Here is a 20,438-nt window from a genome sequence, read left to right as displayed (position 1 = left end):
TATAATATAATTATTTTAATAGAAAAAATATGAGGATGTGAAAAAATGCAAAATAAAAATTCTATTATGACAACATTCTTTATAGGTACTATAGGTGGCATGCTTATATTATGTGGATTAATTTTTTTAATTTATTGTTTTTTTTATGAAATAAAAAATAAGAAAAAATTATATAAAGAAGCAAAGATATTAGCTGTAATAGGAATAATAGTTGGCATATTAATAATTAGTTTATCATTGCTATATTTTAATAATAATTTTAGCTAAAATATATAAGGGGGATATATTATGTCATTTATGAATAAAATACTTTTGATTTTTGTAATTTTAGGGGCAGTTAATATAATCATACTTTTAATAATAAAGAGTAAATCAAAATCCAGAAAAGTTGAAGAAAAAGAAACACGTAAAAAAGGTGACATTAGAGTATTAAGCTATGATGATGAAGATTTAATTTGCATGGTAGATAATGATTTAGAATTAAGGTATGGCTACGGATGTAATGATTTAGAAGTATTTCAAAATATGAAAATAACTCATAAAAATGTTTATACTTTACTTTGGTTTGATACAGAAATGAAAAATGGGGGATTAGGGGAATATCTTTTTAGTATTAGTAATATAACTATGAACTATTTAGAAAAAGCTTTTGAAGATATAAAAGCTTTAGAATTATTAGAGGGTTATAAAATATTTATTGAGAAAAATGACATTGAAGAAGGAATAAGTCATATAAGCAAGAGAAGCGTAGAAGAATACTCACTATTTATGAGTAATTTTGATTTTTCTAATTTTAATGATTTATATGAACAAACAGATTTAAGATTATTAATAGCAAATTATATTAGAGATAATATAATTGATTTTTCTGATTTAAGTGAAGAAGAGTTAAGAATTTTAAAAGAAGTGGAAGAAGAACAAAAACTAATGGAAAATAATTAATTATATACAAATGCCACCTTATTTGGGTGGCATTTTAAGGGTATAAAGCAAATAAATGAATATATAATCAAGGAGAAGTTATGAGTAAACAAATTGATTTAACTAATGGTAATATTGTGGATAAATTGGTGAAGTTATCATTACCAATAATGGGAACTGCTTTTATACAAATAGCCTACAGTCTTATAGATATGATATGGGTTGGTAAAATAGGTAGTAAGTCTGTGGCAGCAGTTGGAACAGCAGGATTTTATCCTTGGCTTGCCATGGCATTTATTATGATTTCTAAAGTAGGCGGAGAAATTAAGGTTGCCCAAAGTGTGGGAGAAAAAAATGTAAAAGACACTAAATATTATATTAAATCAGCAATTGAGATTAATATAATTTTATCTTTTTTATATAGTTTAGTTTTAATTTTATTTAAAGGACCTCTTGTTGGATTTTTTAAACTGGGAGACATGGAAGTTATTAATATGTCTGAGCAATACTTAGTTATTGTAGGACTTGGTATGATGTTTTATTTTATAAACCCTGTATTTACATCAATATTTGTAGGTTTAGGAAATAGTAAATCTCCATTCAAGATAAATACCATAGGTTTAATAACTAATATTATTTTAGATCCAGTATTAATATTTGGTATAGGGCCATTTCCTAAAATGGGTGTAGCAGGTGCTGCCATAGCTACAATCACATCTCATATAATTGTGTCTTTATGTTTTATCTATTTAATTTCTAAGGATAAAGAAGAACACTTTAAGATTAAACTATTTAGAGAAGTGGATTTTACTTATTATAAAACTTTATTTGTGCTGGGAACACCAGTGGCACTTCAAAATGGATTATTCACCATTTTTTCTATGATAATGGGAGTTATAGTAGCATCTTTTGGGCCCGTTGCCATAGCAGTACAAAAAGTAGGTTCCCAGATTGAGTCCATATCTTGGAATAGTTGTGATGGATTTGCATCTGCCCTATCTAGTTTTGTAGGACAAAATTATGGAGCAAAGAAAGTTGATAGAATAAATAAAAGTACAAAATATGCTTTAATAGGCATAATTATATGGGGAATTTTAACAACAGCTATCTTAGTATTTTTAGGAGAATACATATTTAAGGCTTTTATAAATGAGCCAGAAGCTATTTTAAAAGGAACAGACTACTTGAAAATTCTAGGATATTCACAATTATTTATGTGTTTAGAGATAACAGTTGCTGGAATTTTTAAGGGTTTGGGAAGAACTTATATACCTTCAATAGTAATAGCTGTACTAACTGGATGTAGGATACCATTAGCTATTTTGCTTTGTAGACCTGATATACTTGGACTAAATGGAATTTGGTGGAGTATTACTTTAAGTAGTGTAGTAAAAGGAACTTTGTTGGTTAGTATTTTAGTATATCTTAGAAAAACTCATAAGTTGTATATAATTAAAGAGTAGTTTTATCAAGAATTAATTAAAATCAAATTTATATTATATAACTGCAAATATAATATAAATTTGATTTTATTGATTAAAAAGTAAGTTTAGTCTAACATAGCAATTGCTCTTATTGGAGCCCCGTCAGAGTTTTCAAATTTAAGTGGTAAAGCACAAAATACAAAAGTATCACTATCTATTAAATCTAAATTAGTTAAATTTTCAAATACTAAAATATTATTTTGAAGAATCTTATGATGTTTAGCTAAAGTAGAAGCATCTATTGGATCTACAGAAATTGTATCAAAGGCAATTCCTTTCTTATTAGAAGTCATTATAAAATCCACAACTTCATCGCTTATAGTAGGGTAACTACCTAAATATTTTTCAGTATTCCAATATTTACTCCAGTCAGTTCTAAAGACTATAAATTCACTATTATCAATAGTTTGTTTATTTTTTTCGATAAAATCATAAGTAATAATATCACCTTCTCCTAAAGATGAACAATCAACAAGGGCTGCAGTACCAACAAAATTTATTACATCAATTTTATCAAGAGAAACTCCATCTTCAAAAACATGATTAGGAGAATCCATATGAGTGCCATTATGTGAATGAATATGTATTTCAGTTTCTTTATACCCATTATCAGTTACAGTGCTTACTATTTTGTTTTGGGGTTGTGGACCACCAGGGTATACAGTCATATTATTTTCAATAGAATGAGTTAAATCAATTATTTTCATTTTTACCTCCTCAAAAACATAAATTTAATATGTAAAATGTAATAATTCTAATCAATGTCCTATACTATAATTATATTATATATTAAATTTACATATATGACGGGGGGGATAATATGAATTTTCAAGATGCAATTAATAAAGTAAATAATTTAAAGGATTGGATAATTAAAATTAGAAGAGACATACATGAAACACCCGAACTTGCAATGGAAGAATATATAACTAAAGAAAAAATAAAAAAATATTTAGATAGAATAGGAATTGAATATAAAGAGTTTGAAGGTCACAGAGGAATAATAGCTTATATAATAAAAAATCCAGCTTACAAAACTATTGCCATAAGAGCTGATATAGATGCACTACCAATAAATGAAAAAAATAATAAACTATACAAATCAAAACATGATGGAGTTATGCATGCTTGTGGACATGATGCTCATACAGCTATGCTTATAGGAGCTTGTAAAGTTTTATATGATATGAGGGAAGAGTTAAAAGTAAATGTTAAATTTTTTTTCCAAGGAGCAGAAGAACGATTTGGTGGAGCAAAATATTTAATAAAAGATGGTTGCTTAGAAAAACCGAAGGTTGATTATATGTTTGGATTACATGTACAGGCAAATGTGGAAAAGGGATTTATTGAATGTAGGGAAGGAACTTTAAATGCCAGTTCAAGTAGTTTAAAGATAAGGATAAAAGGTAAAAGAGCTCATGGAGCATATCCTGAAAATGGAACAGATGCCTTAGTTTGTGCAGCTCAGATTATAACATCTTTACAAAGTATAGTAAGTAGAAATATTTCTCCTTCTAATATGGCAGTATTAACCTTAGGAAAAATATCTGGAGGAGAAGCTCAAAATGTTATATGTGAAGATGTAGAGATTAATGGAACTATCAGAACTTTAAACGATGAAAGTAAAAAACTTATAGTAGATAGGGCAAAAACCATAGTAGAAAATACAGCCAATGCTTATGGATGCGAAGGTAATATATATATGGAAAATCAGGGCTATCCACCCGTTATAAATGATAAAGAATTAGTAGATATTATAAAATTCAATACAGAAAAATTGTTAGGTAAAGAAGCCTACAAGGAAAAAATGTATCCCTCTATGGGAGCTGAAGATTTTTCCTTTTATACGGAAAACTGTAAAGGGGTATTTTTTCATTTAGGTTGTGGAAATAAAGAAAAAAGCATAAATAGTTTAATTCATACAGATACATTTGATATTGATGAAGAATGCCTATTTATAGGTAGTGCTATGCATGTATTGAATGTACTTTATTTTAATCACTAGTGATAAATATAGCCATATTAAACAAAATATATTTGTTTAATATGGCATTTTAATTTCAAGTAGATATTAAAAATAAATAATATTATTGTACATTCCTTTTTTAATCATATAATTATTGAGATATTTAAGATTTTCTGATTTTTCCTCAATTATGTATTTTAAAATATTTTCAAATTCAGTTTTCTCAAATTCTAAGCTAGATGCACTACACGTTGAATGAATAAGTTCTTCTGTTGTTAAAGCATCGAAACACATAATTTTGTCACCATCGATATAGCTACTGTTATCATCTAAAGAGGTTAAGGTAATATTACCTATATTTATATAATCATTAGAACTAATAGAATTATTTTCATAATATGGATGAAGAAATTCTTTGTTTATTTGTGGAACTTTTCCTTGTAACATTTCATCAATCATATTTAAATGTTTCTCTTCGACTTTAACTAAATTAGAAAATAGGCTTTTTAGACAGTTATCTTGAGCTTGTAAAGCATAATCATTATATTTATCTATTACTAATTGTTGTTGATATTTTTCACCCTCAAGTAAAAGCCTTTCTTTGGTAGTTAAATTTACCATTAAATCACCTCCATTTATATTTTTACTTTAAAAATATAAATTATACACATATTGCAAATAATAAGAAGGACATACAATATGATAAGGAAAATTCAAAAATTAAAATAAATTAATATTAGACGGTGAAAAGGAGAATAGACATGAGAAAAAGAAGATGTGTCAAAGTAATTCCAATTGGAGGATTGGGAGAAATAGGCAAAAACATAACTGCCATAGAATATGAAGATGAAATAATCGTTATAGATTGTGGTATATCATTTCCAGATGAAGATATGTATGGAGTGGATTTAGTAATTCCAGATGTTACTTATTTAATAGAAAATAAAGAAAGAGTTAAAGGCTTATTTTTAACTCATGGTCATGAGGATCATATTGGAGCTATTCCTTATATATTAAAACAAATTAATATGCCTATTTATGGAACTAGACTTACTTTAGGATTAGTTAAAAATAAATTGGAAGAACACAAGATGGAAGATATGGTAACAGTTCATCCTGTGGAAAGTGGAGATATAGTGAATCTAGATAAAATTAAAGTAGAATTTATTCAGGCTACTCACTCCATAGCAGATGCCTGCTCTTTAGCTATAACAACTCCTTTAGGAGTAATTATTCATACTGGAGATTTTAAAATTGATTATACACCAATTGATGGAAGGCTTATGGATTTAAATAGATTTTCAACTCTTGGCAAAAAAGGAGTTTTATTACTTTTAGCTGACAGTACAAATATAGAAAGAACAGGTCATTCATTATCAGAAAAGACCATAGGAGAAACTTTAAATAGGATATTCTCAGGAGCAAAAGGAAGAGTTATTGTGGCTACATTTGCATCTAATATTCACAGAATGCAACAAATAGTCCATGCTTCTATAAAAGAAAATAGAAAAATTGTTTTTAGCGGAAGAAGTATGGAAAATGTATCTAGAGTAGCCATTGAACTTGGTTATTTAAATATACCAGCAGAATCATTGATTGATATAAATGATATGAATAGATATCCAGATGAAAATATAACTATTATAACAACTGGTAGTCAAGGTGAATCAGGAGCAGGACTTTCAAGAATTGCTTTTGGTAGTCATAGAAAAATAGAAATTCATCCAGATGATTTATTTATAATTTCAGCTTCACCAATTCCAGGTAATGACAAAATAATTTCAAGAGTAATCAACCAACTATTTAGAAAAGGTGTAGAAGTTATTTATGAAGATTTAGAGGATATTCATGTATCCGGTCATGCTTATCAAGAAGAATTAAAATTAATTCACACTCTAGTGAAACCAAAATACTTTATGCCTGTACATGGTGAATATAGACATTTAAAGCATCATGCTGATTTAGCAAAAAAACTTGGAATGGACACTAAAAATATTTTTACTTTAGAGACAGGTCAAGTACTAGAGATTACATCTAAAGGAGCTTCTGCTACAGAAAGAGTTCACACAGGAATATTATATGTGGATGGCCTTGGTGTTGGAGATGTGGGTAATATTGTTTTAAGAGATAGAAGAAATCTTGCTAGAGATGGAATGGTTATTGTGGTAGTTGCCATAGACAAAACAAATTACGAAATAGCATCTGGACCAGATATAATTACTAGAGGATTTATATATGTTAGGGAGTCAGAAGATTTAATAAGAGAAATTAAAAATTTATCTAGAGAAAAAATTGAAGAATGTTTATCAAATGAAATTATTGAATGGCAAGTACTAAAATCAAGTGTAAAGAAATCTGTGGAGCAATTGCTTTATGACAAAACAAAGAGAAAACCTGGCGTGTTTCCAATAATTATGGAAATATAGAAAATCATTATGGATACAGTGGAAATTCAATTAATGATGTTTGATAGAGTCTTTAAAATTCGTAGATAAAAAATATTTTTTTATAAAAAAGTAATGTCAAAAACATATCTTCATTCATAGTATATCTTAGATAAAAAATTTATTTAATATCAACAAGGGGGTAACGTAATGTTAGATAGATTCTTTGGTGGATGTGAAGGCGGATTTTTCGGAGCTGGGTGGTGGATAATAATATTATTCTTCTTATTCTTAGCATTCCAAGACTGCTGGTCAGAGATAGATATTTGTGCTTGGATACCATTCTTAATATTATTATTAATAGTTTGTTCATGTGGCTTTGAAGATGACGACTGTGGATGCTGCTAATAATAGTGCTATAGCTTAATTTATAATAACCTATTTGGATTTTTCTAAATAGGTTATTTTTTTATAAAAACTATTGACTAAGAAAAAATATTATCATATAATAGAACTCCACCATTAAAAAAGTGGTGAAGTTATGCACCTATTTTTCACTAAAAAAATAATAAAAACAAACCAAATAAAAATCAATAAACACATGCCTTAAAGATAGAAAAATACTACTATCTTTTATTTCTATTTAAAAAAATCCAAAAAAATATGAAAAACTTCTTGAAAAAAATTGCTACTATGGTATATAATAATGCCTTAGTGAAAAATAATAAGTGAAAAAAATAATTTTTGAGAGGTGCATAATGAAAATCGGATTTGATCATGAAAAATATCTAAAAGAACAATCTAAATATATCCTAGAAAGAGTAGAAAAATTTGATAAATTATACTTAGAGTTTGGTGGAAAACTAATGGGAGATTTACATGCAAAAAGAATACTTCCAGGGTTTGATGAGAACGCTAAAATCAAAGTTTTACAAAAAATAAAAGATCAAGTAGAAGTTGTAATATGTGTTTATGCAGGTGATATAGAACGTAACAAAGTAAGAGGAGACTACGGCATAACTTATGATATGGAAGTTCTAAGACTTATAGATGACTTAAGAGGTTATAACTTAGATGTAAATAGTGTAGTTATAACTAGATTTGAAGGACAACCTGCAACAACAGTATTTATAAATAAATTAGAAAGACGTGGAATAAAAGTTTATAAACATGCTCCAACTAAAGGATACCCATCAGATGTAAGCACTATAGTAAGTGATGAGGGATACGGAGCTAATCCATATATAGAAACAACTAAACCAATAGTAGTAGTAACTGCTCCAGGACCAAACAGTGGTAAGCTTGGAACTTGTTTAAGTCAATTATATCATGAAAATAAAAGAGGAAATTCAGTTGGGTACTCAAAATTTGAAACATTCCCAGTTTGGAATTTACCATTAAATCATCCAGTAAACATAGCTTATGAAGCTGCTACTGTAGATTTAAAAGATGTTAACATGATAGATTCATTCCACTTAGATGCTTATGGAGAAAAATCAGTTAACTACAACAGAGATTTAGAATTATTCCCAGTATTAAAGAAAATAATAGAAAAAATAACAGGAAAAGAGTCTATGTTCAAATCACCAACAGATATGGGTGTTAACAGAGTTGGATTTGGTATAGTTGATGACGAAGTAGTTCGTGAAGCTTCTGTAGATGAAATAATAAGAAGGTATTTTAACACTGCTTGCCAATACAAAAAAGGTGAAGTAAACAAAGATGCTTATGAGACAATATCTTTAATACTTGAAAAAGTTAATGTTAAACCAGAAGACAGAGCTGTGGTTATACCAGCTAGAGAATACTCAGAAAAATTAAAAGCACAAAGCAATAACCAAGATGTTTGTCCTGTAGTTGCTATGCAAGTTGAAGATGGGACAATGATAACAGGAAAAAGCTCTGATTTAATGTGTGCATCTGCATCAGCAGTATTAAATGCAATCAAATACATGGCTAATATTCCAGATGATATGTATTTAATATCACCAGTAATATTAAATCCAATTATAAAATTAAAAACGGAAACATTAGGTGGTAAAAATGTGTCACTTGGATTAGAAGAAGTTTTATCAGCACTTGCTATATGTGCAGTAACTAATCCAACAGCAGAACTTGCTATGGAAAAACTAGATGAGTTAAAAAATATACAAGCTCATTCAACTACAATAATAAGCAAAGATGATGAACAAACATTTAGAAAGTTAGGAATGCATGTAACTTGCGATCCAAATTATCCATCTCAAAACTTATACTATAATTAATAAGATACTTAAGGCCATATTGATAATCAATGTGGCCTATTTTACAATGTAACAAGATTAATTTAAAGAAGTAAAGGGTGATAAGTATGAAAAATCAAAGAAAAATAATTCATATAGATATGGATGCATTTTATGCTTCGATTGAACAAAGGGATAACCCACATTTAAAAGGAAAACCTGTAGTTGTGGGAGGAAATCCTCAAGGTAGAGGTGTAGTTGCAACCTGTTCTTACGAGGCAAGAAAATATGGAATTCATTCTGCAATGCCATGTAAAACTGCATATAAAAGATGCCCCTATGCTGTATTTGTAAGACCAAGATTTGAAGTATACAAACAAGTGTCCTATGAAATAAGAAATATTTTTCATAAATATACAGACTTAGTGGAACCCTTATCTTTTGATGAAGCTTATTTAGACGTTACAGAAAATAAATTTAATATAAAATACGCCACAGAAATTGCTAAACTAATTAAGAAAGAAATCTATGAAAAAACTGGATTAACTGCATCTGCAGGTGTATCTTATAATAAGTTTTTAGCTAAATTAGCTTCAGATTATAACAAACCAAATGGACTTACTATTATAAGAGAAGATAACACACAAAGTTTTCTTGATAATCTTCCCATAAGCAAATTTTTTGGAGTAGGTAAGGTAACTCAAAGAGTTCTTCATAATTTAGGAATTAATACAGGATATGACTTAAGACAATTGGACATAAATGAATTGGAATCAGTTTTTAAAAATAGAGGATATTTATTTTATCAACTATCAAGAGGTATAGATAACAGACCTGTTGAGCCGTATAGAGAGAGAAAGTCTATAGGTGCAGAAACTACTTTGAGTGAAAATTTAGATATAGAAGATGAAAAGTTAATTAATATTTTAGATGAACTTTGTGAAGAAGTATCTCAAAGAGCAGAGCATTTAAAAAAGATGGGTAGAACTGTAACTTTAAAAATAAAGTATGGAGACTTTAAACAAATAACTAGAAGTGCTAGTTTAACCAACCCTATATGTTCTCATAAGGATATTAGGACTAACATCTTTAACTTATTTAAAAATATAGAACATAATCATAAAGATATAAGGCTTATAGGAGTAACATTATTAAATTTAATTAACGAAGAAGAAGGAACAAATATTACTCTATTTGAATATATTGATAATAGAAAAACTAAATAATATTTTATTAATCCATGGGCATAGTCCATGGATTTTTGAGTATATAGGACAATGATAAATATTATTAATTATTAATGTAATTCAAAGTTGGGGGATATTTATGGAAAGTGAAATTGATTATAGTAATAATGAAAATTACAAAAAGGTTAAGTTTGTTTTATGGATAATTTTATTTGCCAACTTAGGAGTAGCCGTAACGAAGATAATGGTTGGTTATTTGATAAATAGTGCTAGTTTAAGTACAGATGGAGTTCATTCTTTATCTGATGGATTATCTAATGTGGTAGGATTGATTGGAATTACTATAGCTAGTATACCAGTTGACAAAGAACATCCTTATGGACACAAAAAATCTGAAATAATTGCCAGTTTGTTTATTGGAGGCATGCTTTTATTTTTAGGTTTGAAAACTTTATTTACTGGATTTAGCCGATTTATAAATCCAAGTGAGCTAAATATAACATTAATAAGTTTAATTTCATTAATATTAACTATTTGTATAAATATTTTTGTTACTATATATGAAAGAAAAAAAGGTGAAGAATATAAAAGTTTCATATTGATATCTGATTCTATTCATACTAAGAGTGATATTTTTATATCTGTAGGCGTTTTAGTATCATTAATAGGAATCAGATTAGGTTTACCTCAAATTATAGATCCTATTATATCTATAGTGATATCTTTATTTATACTTAGAGCATCCTATGAAATTTTTAAAGAATCCATTGGCATATTATTGGACAAAGCAGTCGTAGGAGAAGAAAAAATTATTGAAATATTAAATTCTTTTGGTGAGATAAAAAATATTCATAAAATAAGAAGCAGAGGAAGTTCAAATGATATGTATGTAGATATGCATATTATGATTGATGCGAATACAACTACTGAAGAGGCACATAGTCTTTCTCATAATATAGAAAGAGAGATTAAAAATAAAATCAATCCAAGCTGTCAAGTCATAATTCATGTTGAACCTTATTATAAAAAGGAAAACCTATTGTAGAAAAAAAAATTATATTTTATAATTAAAGTGCATAGTAAAATATGCATTTAACTAGAGAATGAGTATATTATTCAAGGTGCCAAATGGCTTAAAAGGGAATGTGGTGAAAATCCACAGCAGCCCCCGCTACTGTGATAATGACGAAAACTTAGAGCTTTGGAGAGCTTTAACTCCACTGGTAAAATGGGAAGGAGAAGTAAGTAGGGTGATTTTAAGTCAGGAGACCTGCCTAAAAGTACATGATCTTTCGGGTGTGAGAGAAATACTGTAATATGGGTTATTAATAAATAGGTATTAACGGAACATATTATAGATAAAAAATTAAGTTTTTTTATGAAAGAGTAATAACTTATTCTCTAGTTCAGGTTCTATACGAAGGAGATGAAATCATGAATCAACAGGGATTTATTATAGACATTGTGGATAATAGAACTGCAAAAATGATAATGCAACGTCATTCGGCTTGTGCATCTTGTGGAAAATGCAGTAAATTATCGTCAGAATGTCAGGACTTAGTAGTAGAAGTAGATAACTTTATAGGAGCCAAAAAAGGAGATCGTGTAGAAGTTAGTATGGAAAGTGTAAAGGTACTTAAAGCTACAATGCTTGCCTATTTAGTTCCTTTAATGTTTTTACTTGTGGGAACAATATTAACATATTATATATTAAATTTAATTAAATTCTCAGGCTCTATTGAGGTTATAAGTGGAGTAGTGGGTTTAATTTGTACTGGTATATCTTATTTATTATTGAAAAGAAATGATAATAAATTTAAGCAAAGTAGACAATATATACCTAAAATAACTAAAATAATAGAATAAGAGTAAAATTATTTAAAATAAAAAGAAGCATTTTATATAAAATGCTTCTTTTTATTTTAATATTTTATATAAAAAACTACTTTATAAGCTTTTTTAACTGCAGTTTTTTATTGTTAATTTTAAAAAGAATTATATAGTAAGTCTTAACCAAAGATGTAATAAATAATACACCCATAGAAATTGAAGCACTTACAAATAAAGCATTAGTACCAATTGATATGGCATCTGTATATCTTCCTTCAACTAAAGATAACATGGTATTATAAAGCCCTAATCCTGGGATTAAAGGTAAAATACCTGGTATAACGAATATAATAGCAGGATACTTCATCTTTCTAGCTAATACCTCACTAAGAAGTGAAATTAACGCAGCGGCAAAAAAGTTTGCTAAAATAGCATTTCCAGAAAAATTAAATAATATAATATAAACTGTCCATCCTATACCACCAATAGCTCCTGCTGGAATTAAAGATTTTATAGGAGAGTTAAAGAATATTGAAAATCCTACAGTAGCTAAAAATGAGAAAAAGAAATTCTCTAATAAATTAAATAAACTCATTTGACTAACCTCCAAACCTAATAGTTAAGTCAAGTACAACACCTACGCCAACAGCTATGGCCGTAGCAATTAAACATGACTCAACAATTCTTGATACACCAGCAATTAAATTACCAGAAATTAAATCCCTCAGTCCTTTAATAAAAGAAACCCCAGGTAAAAGTGGCATGATAGAACCAACTACTAGTGAGGTAGAATTTTCAATTATACCATATTGAACTAATAAATTACCAAGAACAGCTATGGAAAAGGAACTTATTAGTGTTGCAAAAAAAGGTATTTGGTTTAGTTTTAGTGTTTTGTTATAAATAATAACTCCTATGGTAGCTATAATTAATGTAAGGACAAAATCTAAAACACTAGTACCACCTATTAAGTAAGCAAATGATGCGGAAGCCATTGCAGTACCGATGAAATAAACAAATTGGTTATAATCTTTTACTGTATCAACTTCTCTCAACCTACCGATAGCTTCCAATGGATCAATATCTTCATTTTGAACAAAATCTCTAGATATATCATTTAATCTATCTATTTTAGTAAGGTTAATAGTTCTTTTAGAGATAGTCTTCATAAAGGTAAGACCATCAAATTTTTCGTCTGATATTATTACACAAGTTGGTGTAGTAAAAACATTGACATGTTTAAATCCTCTTGATTTACAAACTCTTAGGACACTATCTTCAACTCTAGCAGTTTCTGCGCCGTTAATAAGCATTTGCTCTCCCAGTAGTAAGGCAAATCGAAGGATTTCTTTCTTGTAGCTAATTTGAAATTCCCTTTTCATAAAGCTCCTCCTATTAAAATAATAATAAAACGATTATAACAAAAATAATTTAAAATAGTTATATCATTTGTATTTTTATTTAAAAATTTTACGCCAACCATAAATTATATTCTAAGACACATAGGATATTCCTTCTTTTTAACTTTAAATTATATATTTTTAAATAATAAACAACAAATTTATTTATGTAAATATGACAAAAATTACAGATTTATATAAATAAGTAAAAGAATATATTATGAACACTTTATTTTGATAAATCATATAATGTTATTATCTTATCGTGGAAAAGGGGAAATTTATTATGGTTTTGACAGGCGCACATTATATCTACATCATTTTCATGGTAATAATCTTGATTACTATGATTTTGAAAAAAGAAAGCGTAGTACCTTGTGTACTAGGCATATTTTTCCTAGGACTATTCTTTACGAGAAACTTTGTAGGAGCACTCAATGGAGTTTTTAATTCCTTTGTTGTAGCACTTAATGAACTTGGGGGCATAATACTAATCATAGGAATTATGGTAGCCTTATCTAAAGCACTAGAAGAAAATCATGCCATAGATTTTATGGTAAAGCCATTTGCAAAAGTAATAAAAAACCCTACAACAGCATTTTTTGTTTCAGGTATAGCAATGTTATTAATGTCATGGTTTTTCTGGCCATCACCAGCATGTGCATTAATAGGTGCAATATTCCTACCAATAGCAATTAGGTCAGGATTACCAGCTATGGGGTTAGCCGTAGCCATTAACTTATTTGGACATGGATTAGCTTTATCTACTGATTTTGTGATTCAGGGGGCGCCAAGTATAACTGCAGGTGCAGCAGGTATACCAGTACAATCAGTTATAATGGAAGGGATGCCACTATATTGGATCATGGCAATAGTAACAATAGCAGTAGCATTTTATATGTTAAAAAGAGATATGAAAAGAGGTATGTTTGATCAGGAATTAGCAGTGGCTAGAGAATCAGAAGTAGAAATTAAAGAAGTTGGACCAAAAGCAAAACTTTCTGTATTTGTTGTGTCAGTAGCTTTCATATTAGATATAGTAGGAATGTATATGTTTGACTTAAAAGGTGGAGATGCAACAGCTCTACTTGGAGGAACATCAGTAGCATTATTAATTTTTGTAAATGCATTAAGTAGTCCTAAAGAATGTTTAGACAAAGTAGGTCAACATATAATTCATGGATTTGGTTTTGCTATAAGTATTTTTGCAATAATAATACCAATAGCAGCATTTTTCTACTTGGGGGACGCATCAGTGACAACAGTGTTTGGGGATGTTTTAGCAAAAGGATCTCAAGGTTTACTATCTGATATTGGTATGGCTTTATCAAATGCAGTACCTTTTAATAAAGTCGCAGCGGCAGGAATTGAAACAGTTGTTGGTGGTATTACAGGGCTTGATGGTTCTGGATTTTCAGGAATGTCGCTGGCAGGTTCTTTAGCCTTAGTATTTGGTAATGCAATTCATGCAAATGTAGCTGTTCTTACAGCTTTAGGGCAAATAGCAGCAATTTGGGTAGGGGGCGGATGTTTAGTTCCTTGGTCACTTGTTGCAGCAGCAGCTATTTGTGGAGTTAGCCCAATAGAATTAGGTAAAAGAAATTTTATACCTATTATGATTGGATTTGTAGTAACAACTATAGTTGCCATATTCTTGCTATAACTAAAGTTATATTATAAAATAGACAAAGGCTGCTTGATTTTATCTTGCAGTCTTTTTGTGTCTATATAAATAATTAGAAAATTATATGTAATATGTAGAGAAGATTTTATAAATGTAAGTATTTACAAAGAATAATTATATAAAAAAAATAAATAATAAAAATATAAAAAAAGTCGTTGACAATATATTTTAATAATGATAAACTTATACTTGTCTTCAAAAAGAAGCAAAATACTTAATTACTTGAAGAATAAAAAGATAAATAAAGTATTGACAAAGAAAAACAGCTTTGGTAGAATAAAGAAGTTGAAACAAGCAAAGAACTTTGAAAATTAAACAGTAGGTTAACAATAAATTAATTCTTTAAGAATTAAACTAAAACAACAAACAAACCAAGCCAGATATTCAGATAATGATTAGCTGAGCAATTGGACAACTTTTATTTGAGAGTTTGATCCTGGCTCAGGATGAACGCTGGCGGCGTGCCTAACACATGCAAGTCGAGCGATTCTCTTCGGAGAAGAGCGGCGGACGGGTGAGTAACGCGTGGGTAACCTGCCTCATACACATGGATAACATACCGAAAGGTATGCTAATACAGGATAATATAAGAGATTCACATGGATTTCTTATCAAAGCTCCGGCGGTATGAGATGGACCCGCGTCTGATTAGCTAGTTGGTAAGGTAACGGCTTACCAAGGCGACGATCAGTAGCCGACCTGAGAGGGTGATCGGCCACATTGGAACTGAGACACGGTCCAAACTCCTACGGGAGGCAGCAGTGGGGAATATTGCACAATGGGCGAAAGCCTGATGCAGCAACGCCGCGTGAGTGATGAAGGCCTTCGGGTCGTAAAACTCTGTCCTCAAGGAAGATAATGACGGTACTTGAGGAGGAAGCCCCGGCTAACTACGTGCCAGCAGCCGCGGTAATACGTAGGGGGCTAGCGTTATCCGGATTTACTGGGCGTAAAGGGTGCGTAGGTGGTTTCTTAAGTCAGGAGTGAAAGGCTACGGCTCAACCGTAGTAAGCTCTTGAAACTGGGAAACTTGAGTGCAGGAGAGGAAAGTGGAATTCCTAGTGTAGCGGTGAAATGCGTAGATATTAGGAGGAACACCAGTAGCGAAGGCGGCTTTCTGGACTGTAACTGACACTGAGGCACGAAAGCGTGGGGAGCAAACAGGATTAGATACCCTGGTAGTCCACGCCGTAAACGATGAGTACTAGGTGTCGGGGGTTACCCCCCTCGGTGCCGCAGCTAACGCATTAAGTACTCCGCCTGGGGAGTACGCTCGCAAGAGTGAAACTCAAAGGAATTGACGGGGACCCGCACAAGTAGCGGAGCATGTGGTTTAATTCGAAGCAACGCGAAGAACCTTACCTAAGCTTGACATCCTTTTGACCGATGCCTAATCGCATTTTTCCCTTCGGGGACAGAAGTGACAGGTGGTGCATGGTTGTCGTCAGCTCGTGTCGTGAGATGTTGGGTTAAGTCCCGCAACGAGCGCAACCCTTGCCTTTAGTTGCCAGCATTAAGTTGGGCACTCTAGAGGGACTGCCAGGGATAACCTGGAGGAAGGTGGGGATGACGTCAAATCATCATGCCCCTTATGCTTAGGGCTACACACGTGCTACAATGGGTGGTACAGAGGGCAGCCAAGTCGTGAGGCCGAGCTAATCCCTTAAAGCCATTCTCAGTTCGGATTGTAGGCTGAAACTCGCCTACATGAAGCTGGAGTTACTAGTAATCGCAGATCAGAATGCTGCGGTGAATGCGTTCCCGGGTCTTGTACACACCGCCCGTCACACCACGGAAGTTGGGGGCGCCCGAAGCCACTTAGCTAACCCTTTGGGAAGCGAGTGTCGAAGGTGAAATCAATAACTGGGGTGAAGTCGTAACAAGGTAGCCGTATCGGAAGGTGCGGCTGGATCACCTCCTTTCTAGGGAGAATTAACCTACTGTTTAATTTTGAGGGTTCTTTAACTCTTACAAAAAAATATTGATAAGATTCGACAAAGTAATTATAATATATTTTGTTGAAAAATATATGGGGGTATAGCTCAGCTGGGAGAGCACCTGCCTTGCACGCAGGGGGTCAACGGTTCGATCCCGTTTATCTCCACCATTTGTACTTACTTGTTAAGTGCTTTAGTACTTTGAAAACTGCATAACATTTAGTGATATGACATTATAAAAGAAGAAGATAAACTTCTTAAAAAATATATCATATAAAGAAGATAACTTTTAAAAATATCAAACTTTGATAACTGGTCAAGTTATTAAGGGTGTAGGGCGAATGCCTTGGCACTAGGAGCCGATGAAGGACGCGATAAGCTGCGATAAGCTTGGGGGAGTTGCACGTAAACTTTGATCCCAAGATTTCCGAATGAGGAAACTCACTTAGAGTAATGTCTAAGTATGGTATAGTGAATACATAGCTATGCGAGGGGAACCCGGGGAACTGAAACATCTAAGTACCCGGAGGAAGAGAAAGAAATTCGATTCCGTAAGTAGCGGCGAGCGAACGCGGAACAGGCCAAACCAATAAAGTTTTCTTTGTTGGGGTTGCGGACATATCATAAAGTTGAGGAATTGTAAGTGAAGAGAGTTGGAAAGCTCCGCTATAAAGTGTAAAAGCCACGTAGTTGAAACAAGAAATCGATAGATATGATCCAGAGTACCACGGGACACGTGAAACCCTGTGGGAAGCAGGAGGGACCATCCTCCAAGCCTAAATACTACCTAGTGACCGATAGCGTATAGTACCGTGAGGGAAAGGTGAAAAGAACCCCGGGAGGGGAGTGAAATAGAACCTGAAACCCTACACTTACAAGCTGTAGGAGCACATTACTTGTGTGACTGCGTACTTTTTGTAGAACGGGCCAACGAGTTACGTTACCTAGCAAGGTTAAGCACTTAAGGTGTGGAGCCGCAGCGAAAGCGAGTCTTAACTGGGCGTTTAGTTAGTTGACGTAGACCCGAAACCGGGCGACCTATCCATGGGCAGGTTGAAGCGAAAGTAAAATTTCGTGGAGGACCGAACCCACGAGCGTTGAAAAGCTCGGGGATGACCTGTGGATAGCGGTGAAATTCCAATCGAGCCCGGAGATAGCTGGTTCTCTCCGAAATAGCTTTAGGGCTAGCCTCAAGGTTTAGAGAAGCGGAGGTAGAGCACTGAATGTCCTAGGGGGTATTGCACTTACCGAAGACTATCAAACTCCGAATGCCGTATTCTTATACTTGGGAGTCAGACTGTGGGTGATAAGATTCATAGTCAAAAGGGCAACAGCCCAGATCGTCAGCTAAGGTCCCTAAATGTACGTTAAGTGGTAAAGGATGTGGGATTGCACAGACAACCAGGATGTTGGCTTAGAAGCAGCCACTCATTTAAAGAGTGCGTAATAGCTCACTGGTCGAGTGATCCTGCGCCGAAAATTTCCGGGGCTAAAACGTACTACCGAAGCTACGGCATCATTTATGATGGGTAGGAGAGCTTTCTATACGGATTGAAGCATTACCGTAAGGAGATGTGGACTGTATAGAAGTGAGAATGTTGGCATGAGTAGCGAGATGTGGGTGAGAATCCCACAGGCCGTAAACCCAAGGTTTCCAGGGGAAGGTTCGTCCGCCCTGGGTTAGTCAGGACCTAAGCCGAGGCCGAAAGGCGTAGGTGATGGACAACAGGTTGATATTCCTGTACCACCAATAACCGTTTGAGAAATGGGATGACACAGAAGGATAAGCTAACCGTACTGTTGGTTATGTACGGGCAAGTATTGAGGCAGTTCTAATAGGCAAATCCGTTAGAATAATGCTGGGGTACGATGCGGAGCGAAATTTAGTAGCGAAGTAGCTGATTTCACACTGTCGAGAAAAGTCTCTATCGAGGTTAAAGGTGCCTGTACCGCAAACCGACACAGGTGGGTGAGGAGAGTATCCTAAGGCCAGCCAGAGAACTGTTGTTAAGGAACTCGGCAAAATGACCCCGTAACTTAGGGAGAAGGGGTGCCATGGAAACATGGCCGCAGAGAATAGGCCCAAGCGACTGTTTACCAAAAACATAGGTTTCTGCTAAGTCGCAAGACGATGTATAGGAGCTGACGCCTGCCCGGTGCTGGAAGGTTAAGGGGATCTGTTAGGGTAACCGAAGCAGTGAACTTAAGCCCCAGTAAACGGCGGCCGTAACTATAACGGTCCTAAGGTAGCGAAATTCCTTGTCGGGTAAGTTCCGACCCGCACGAAAGGCGTAACGATTTGGGCACTGTCTCAACAACAGACTGGGTGAAATTGTAATACCGGTGAAGATGCCGGTTACCTGCGACAGGACGGAAAGACCCCATGGAGCTTTACTGTAGCTTGACATTGAGTCTCGGTGCTACATGTACAGGATAGGTGGGAGGCTATGAAGCATGGACGTCAGTCTGTGTGGAGCCATCCTTGGGATACCACCCTTGTAGTACTGGGATTCTAACCAGCTGCCTTGAATCAGGTAGTGGGACACTGTCAGGTGGACAGTTTGACTGGGGCGGTCGCCTCCTAAAAAGTAACGGAGGCGCTCAAAGGTTCTCTCAGTACGGTCGGAAATCGTACGAAGAGTGTAAAGGCAGAAGAGAGCTTGATTGCAAGACATACAGGTCGAGCAAGGACGAAAGTCGGACTTAGTGATCCGGTGGTACCGCATGGAAGGGCCATCGCTCAACGGATAAAAGCTACCCTGGGGATAACAGGCTGATCTCCCCCAAGAGTCCACATCGACGGGGAGGTTTGGCACCTCGATGTCGGCTCATCACATCCTGGGGCTGTAGTAGGTCCCAAGGGTTGGGCTGTTCGCCCATTAAAGTGGTACGCGAGCTGGGTTCAGAACGTCGTGAGACAGTTCGGTCCCTATCCGTCGCAGGCGTAGGAAATTTGAGGAGACCTGTCCTTAGTACGAGAGGACCGGGATGGACGTACCGCTGGTGTACCAGTTGTTCTGCCAAGGGCATAGCTGGGTAGCTAAGTACGGAAAGGATAAGCGCTGAAAGCATCTAAGCGCGAAGCCTACTTCAAGATAAGATTTCCCACCGTAAGGTTAAGACCCCATGAAGACTACATGGTTGATAGGTCAGAGGTGGAAGTGTGGTAACATATGTAGCTTACTGATACTAATAGGTCGAGGACTTGACCAATAAAAATAATGGAAACATTAAATGTTAGCAGTTTTGAAAGTACTAACAAAAGTTAATACTTTAATATAAAGATTATGTGGTTATTATAGCAAAGAGGATACACCTGTTCCCATTCCGAACACAGAAGTTAAGCTCTTGAGCGGCGATGGTACTTGGGGGGCGACCTCCTGGGAGAGTAGCACGTAGCCACGTAATTTTTTTATGTAAAAA

General features: G+C 33.4%; 15 protein-coding genes, 1 tRNA gene, 3 rRNA genes and 1 riboswitch. Of the genes, 15 read left to right on the top strand and 4 right to left on the bottom strand.

From position 1 onward, the window contains the following. Window positions 1-45: 45 nt before the first annotated feature. The 3 genes from TVTCOM_RS17220 (at window position 46) to TVTCOM_RS17210 (ending at window position 2,384) form a co-directional block, all read left to right on the top strand. A complete protein-coding gene (locus TVTCOM_RS17220) occupies window positions 46-267 on the top strand; it encodes a hypothetical protein (RefSeq protein ID WP_434797480.1) in 222 nt (73 codons plus the stop codon). 21 nt (window positions 268-288) lie between these two features. Continuing rightward, window positions 289-942 carry a DMP19 family protein gene (locus TVTCOM_RS17215; RefSeq protein ID WP_434797479.1) on the top strand — a complete coding sequence of 218 codons (654 nt, stop codon included), beginning with the start codon at window positions 289-291 and terminating at the stop codon, window positions 940-942. 80 nt (window positions 943-1,022) lie between these two features. Further along, complete coding sequence (locus TVTCOM_RS17210) at window positions 1,023-2,384, top strand: MATE family efflux transporter (protein WP_434797478.1); 1,362 nt, start codon at window positions 1,023-1,025, stop codon at window positions 2,382-2,384. Between the two features lie 86 nt (window positions 2,385-2,470). Here the strand turns inward: TVTCOM_RS17210 and TVTCOM_RS17205 are convergent, their stop codons facing one another. Then, entirely contained in the window at window positions 2,471-3,112 is a 642-nt protein-coding gene (locus TVTCOM_RS17205; protein ID WP_434797477.1) for a cyclase family protein, read from the bottom strand. 113 nt (window positions 3,113-3,225) lie between these two features. On the opposite strand from TVTCOM_RS17205, the gene TVTCOM_RS17200 reads away from it, so the two are divergent. After that, on the top strand, window positions 3,226-4,410 hold the full coding sequence (locus tag TVTCOM_RS17200; RefSeq protein ID WP_434797476.1) for a M20 metallopeptidase family protein: 1,185 nt from the start codon (window positions 3,226-3,228) through the stop codon (window positions 4,408-4,410). A 66-nt stretch (window positions 4,411-4,476) separates the two neighbouring features. Here the strand turns inward: TVTCOM_RS17200 and TVTCOM_RS17195 are convergent, their stop codons facing one another. Continuing rightward, the gene (locus TVTCOM_RS17195; RefSeq protein ID WP_434797475.1) at window positions 4,477-4,992 is read right to left on the bottom strand and encodes a spore coat protein; all 516 of its coding nucleotides are present in this window, start codon (window positions 4,990-4,992) and stop codon (window positions 4,477-4,479) included. A gap of 140 nt (window positions 4,993-5,132) precedes the next feature. Between TVTCOM_RS17195 and TVTCOM_RS17190 the strand changes: the two genes are divergently transcribed. From TVTCOM_RS17190 to TVTCOM_RS17165, 6 genes are all read left to right on the top strand, one after another. After that, window positions 5,133-6,797 carry a ribonuclease J gene (locus tag TVTCOM_RS17190; protein WP_434797474.1) on the top strand — a complete coding sequence of 555 codons (1,665 nt, stop codon included), beginning with the start codon at window positions 5,133-5,135 and terminating at the stop codon, window positions 6,795-6,797. 168 nt (window positions 6,798-6,965) lie between these two features. Next, window positions 6,966-7,163, top strand: a complete 198-nt coding sequence (locus TVTCOM_RS17185) for a hypothetical protein (RefSeq protein WP_434797473.1) — start codon at window positions 6,966-6,968, stop codon at window positions 7,161-7,163. 350 nt (window positions 7,164-7,513) lie between these two features. Continuing rightward, window positions 7,514-9,019: a DUF1846 domain-containing protein gene (locus tag TVTCOM_RS17180; protein WP_434797472.1), complete on the top strand. Its 1,506-nt coding sequence runs from the start codon at window positions 7,514-7,516 to the stop codon at window positions 9,017-9,019. Window positions 9,020-9,105: 86 nt separating this feature from the next. Continuing rightward, a complete protein-coding gene (gene dinB, locus TVTCOM_RS17175) occupies window positions 9,106-10,203 on the top strand; it encodes a DNA polymerase IV (RefSeq protein ID WP_434797471.1) in 1,098 nt (365 codons plus the stop codon). Window positions 10,204-10,303: 100 nt separating this feature from the next. Next, window positions 10,304-11,209 carry a cation diffusion facilitator family transporter gene (locus TVTCOM_RS17170; protein WP_434797470.1) on the top strand — a complete coding sequence of 302 codons (906 nt, stop codon included), beginning with the start codon at window positions 10,304-10,306 and terminating at the stop codon, window positions 11,207-11,209. A 57-nt stretch (window positions 11,210-11,266) separates the two neighbouring features. Beyond that, window positions 11,267-11,456, top strand: a riboswitch (cobalamin riboswitch). 142 nt (window positions 11,457-11,598) lie between these two features. Continuing rightward, entirely contained in the window at window positions 11,599-12,030 is a 432-nt protein-coding gene (locus tag TVTCOM_RS17165; RefSeq protein ID WP_434797469.1) for a SoxR reducing system RseC family protein, read from the top strand. A 76-nt stretch (window positions 12,031-12,106) separates the two neighbouring features. On the opposite strand, the gene TVTCOM_RS17160 is transcribed toward TVTCOM_RS17165, so the two are convergent. Further along, window positions 12,107-12,589 carry a threonine/serine exporter family protein gene (locus tag TVTCOM_RS17160; protein ID WP_434797468.1) on the bottom strand — a complete coding sequence of 161 codons (483 nt, stop codon included), beginning with the start codon at window positions 12,587-12,589 and terminating at the stop codon, window positions 12,107-12,109. Between the two features lie 4 nt (window positions 12,590-12,593). Further along, window positions 12,594-13,376 (bottom strand): threonine/serine ThrE exporter family protein, encoded by a 783-nt coding sequence (locus tag TVTCOM_RS17155; RefSeq protein WP_434797467.1) that lies wholly within the window; start codon window positions 13,374-13,376, stop codon window positions 12,594-12,596. A 304-nt stretch (window positions 13,377-13,680) separates the two neighbouring features. Between TVTCOM_RS17155 and TVTCOM_RS17150 the strand changes: the two genes are divergently transcribed. The 5 genes from TVTCOM_RS17150 to rrf all read left to right on the top strand — a co-directional run bounded on the left by TVTCOM_RS17150 (window position 13,681) and on the right by rrf (window position 20,420). Further along, window positions 13,681-15,057, top strand: coding sequence for a hypothetical protein (locus TVTCOM_RS17150; protein WP_434797466.1), 1,377 nt, complete (start codon window positions 13,681-13,683; stop codon window positions 15,055-15,057). 439 nt (window positions 15,058-15,496) lie between these two features. Next, window positions 15,497-17,000: ribosomal RNA gene (locus TVTCOM_RS17145) — 16S ribosomal RNA — on the top strand. 109 nt (window positions 17,001-17,109) lie between these two features. Further along, window positions 17,110-17,185 (top strand) — tRNA-Ala (locus TVTCOM_RS17140). A 144-nt stretch (window positions 17,186-17,329) separates the two neighbouring features. Next, window positions 17,330-20,228, top strand: a 23S ribosomal RNA gene (locus TVTCOM_RS17135). A 75-nt stretch (window positions 20,229-20,303) separates the two neighbouring features. After that, window positions 20,304-20,420, top strand: a 5S ribosomal RNA gene (gene rrf / locus TVTCOM_RS17130). The 16S, 23S and 5S rRNA genes sit together here with 1 tRNA gene alongside, the layout of an rRNA operon. Window positions 20,421-20,438 lie beyond the last annotated feature (18 nt).

This window comes from Terrisporobacter vanillatitrophus, assembly GCF_051148895.1.
Taxonomy (GTDB): Bacteria; Bacillota; Clostridia; order Peptostreptococcales; family Peptostreptococcaceae; genus Terrisporobacter; species Terrisporobacter vanillatitrophus.
This window is presented reverse-complemented; position numbering and strand designations above follow the sequence as displayed.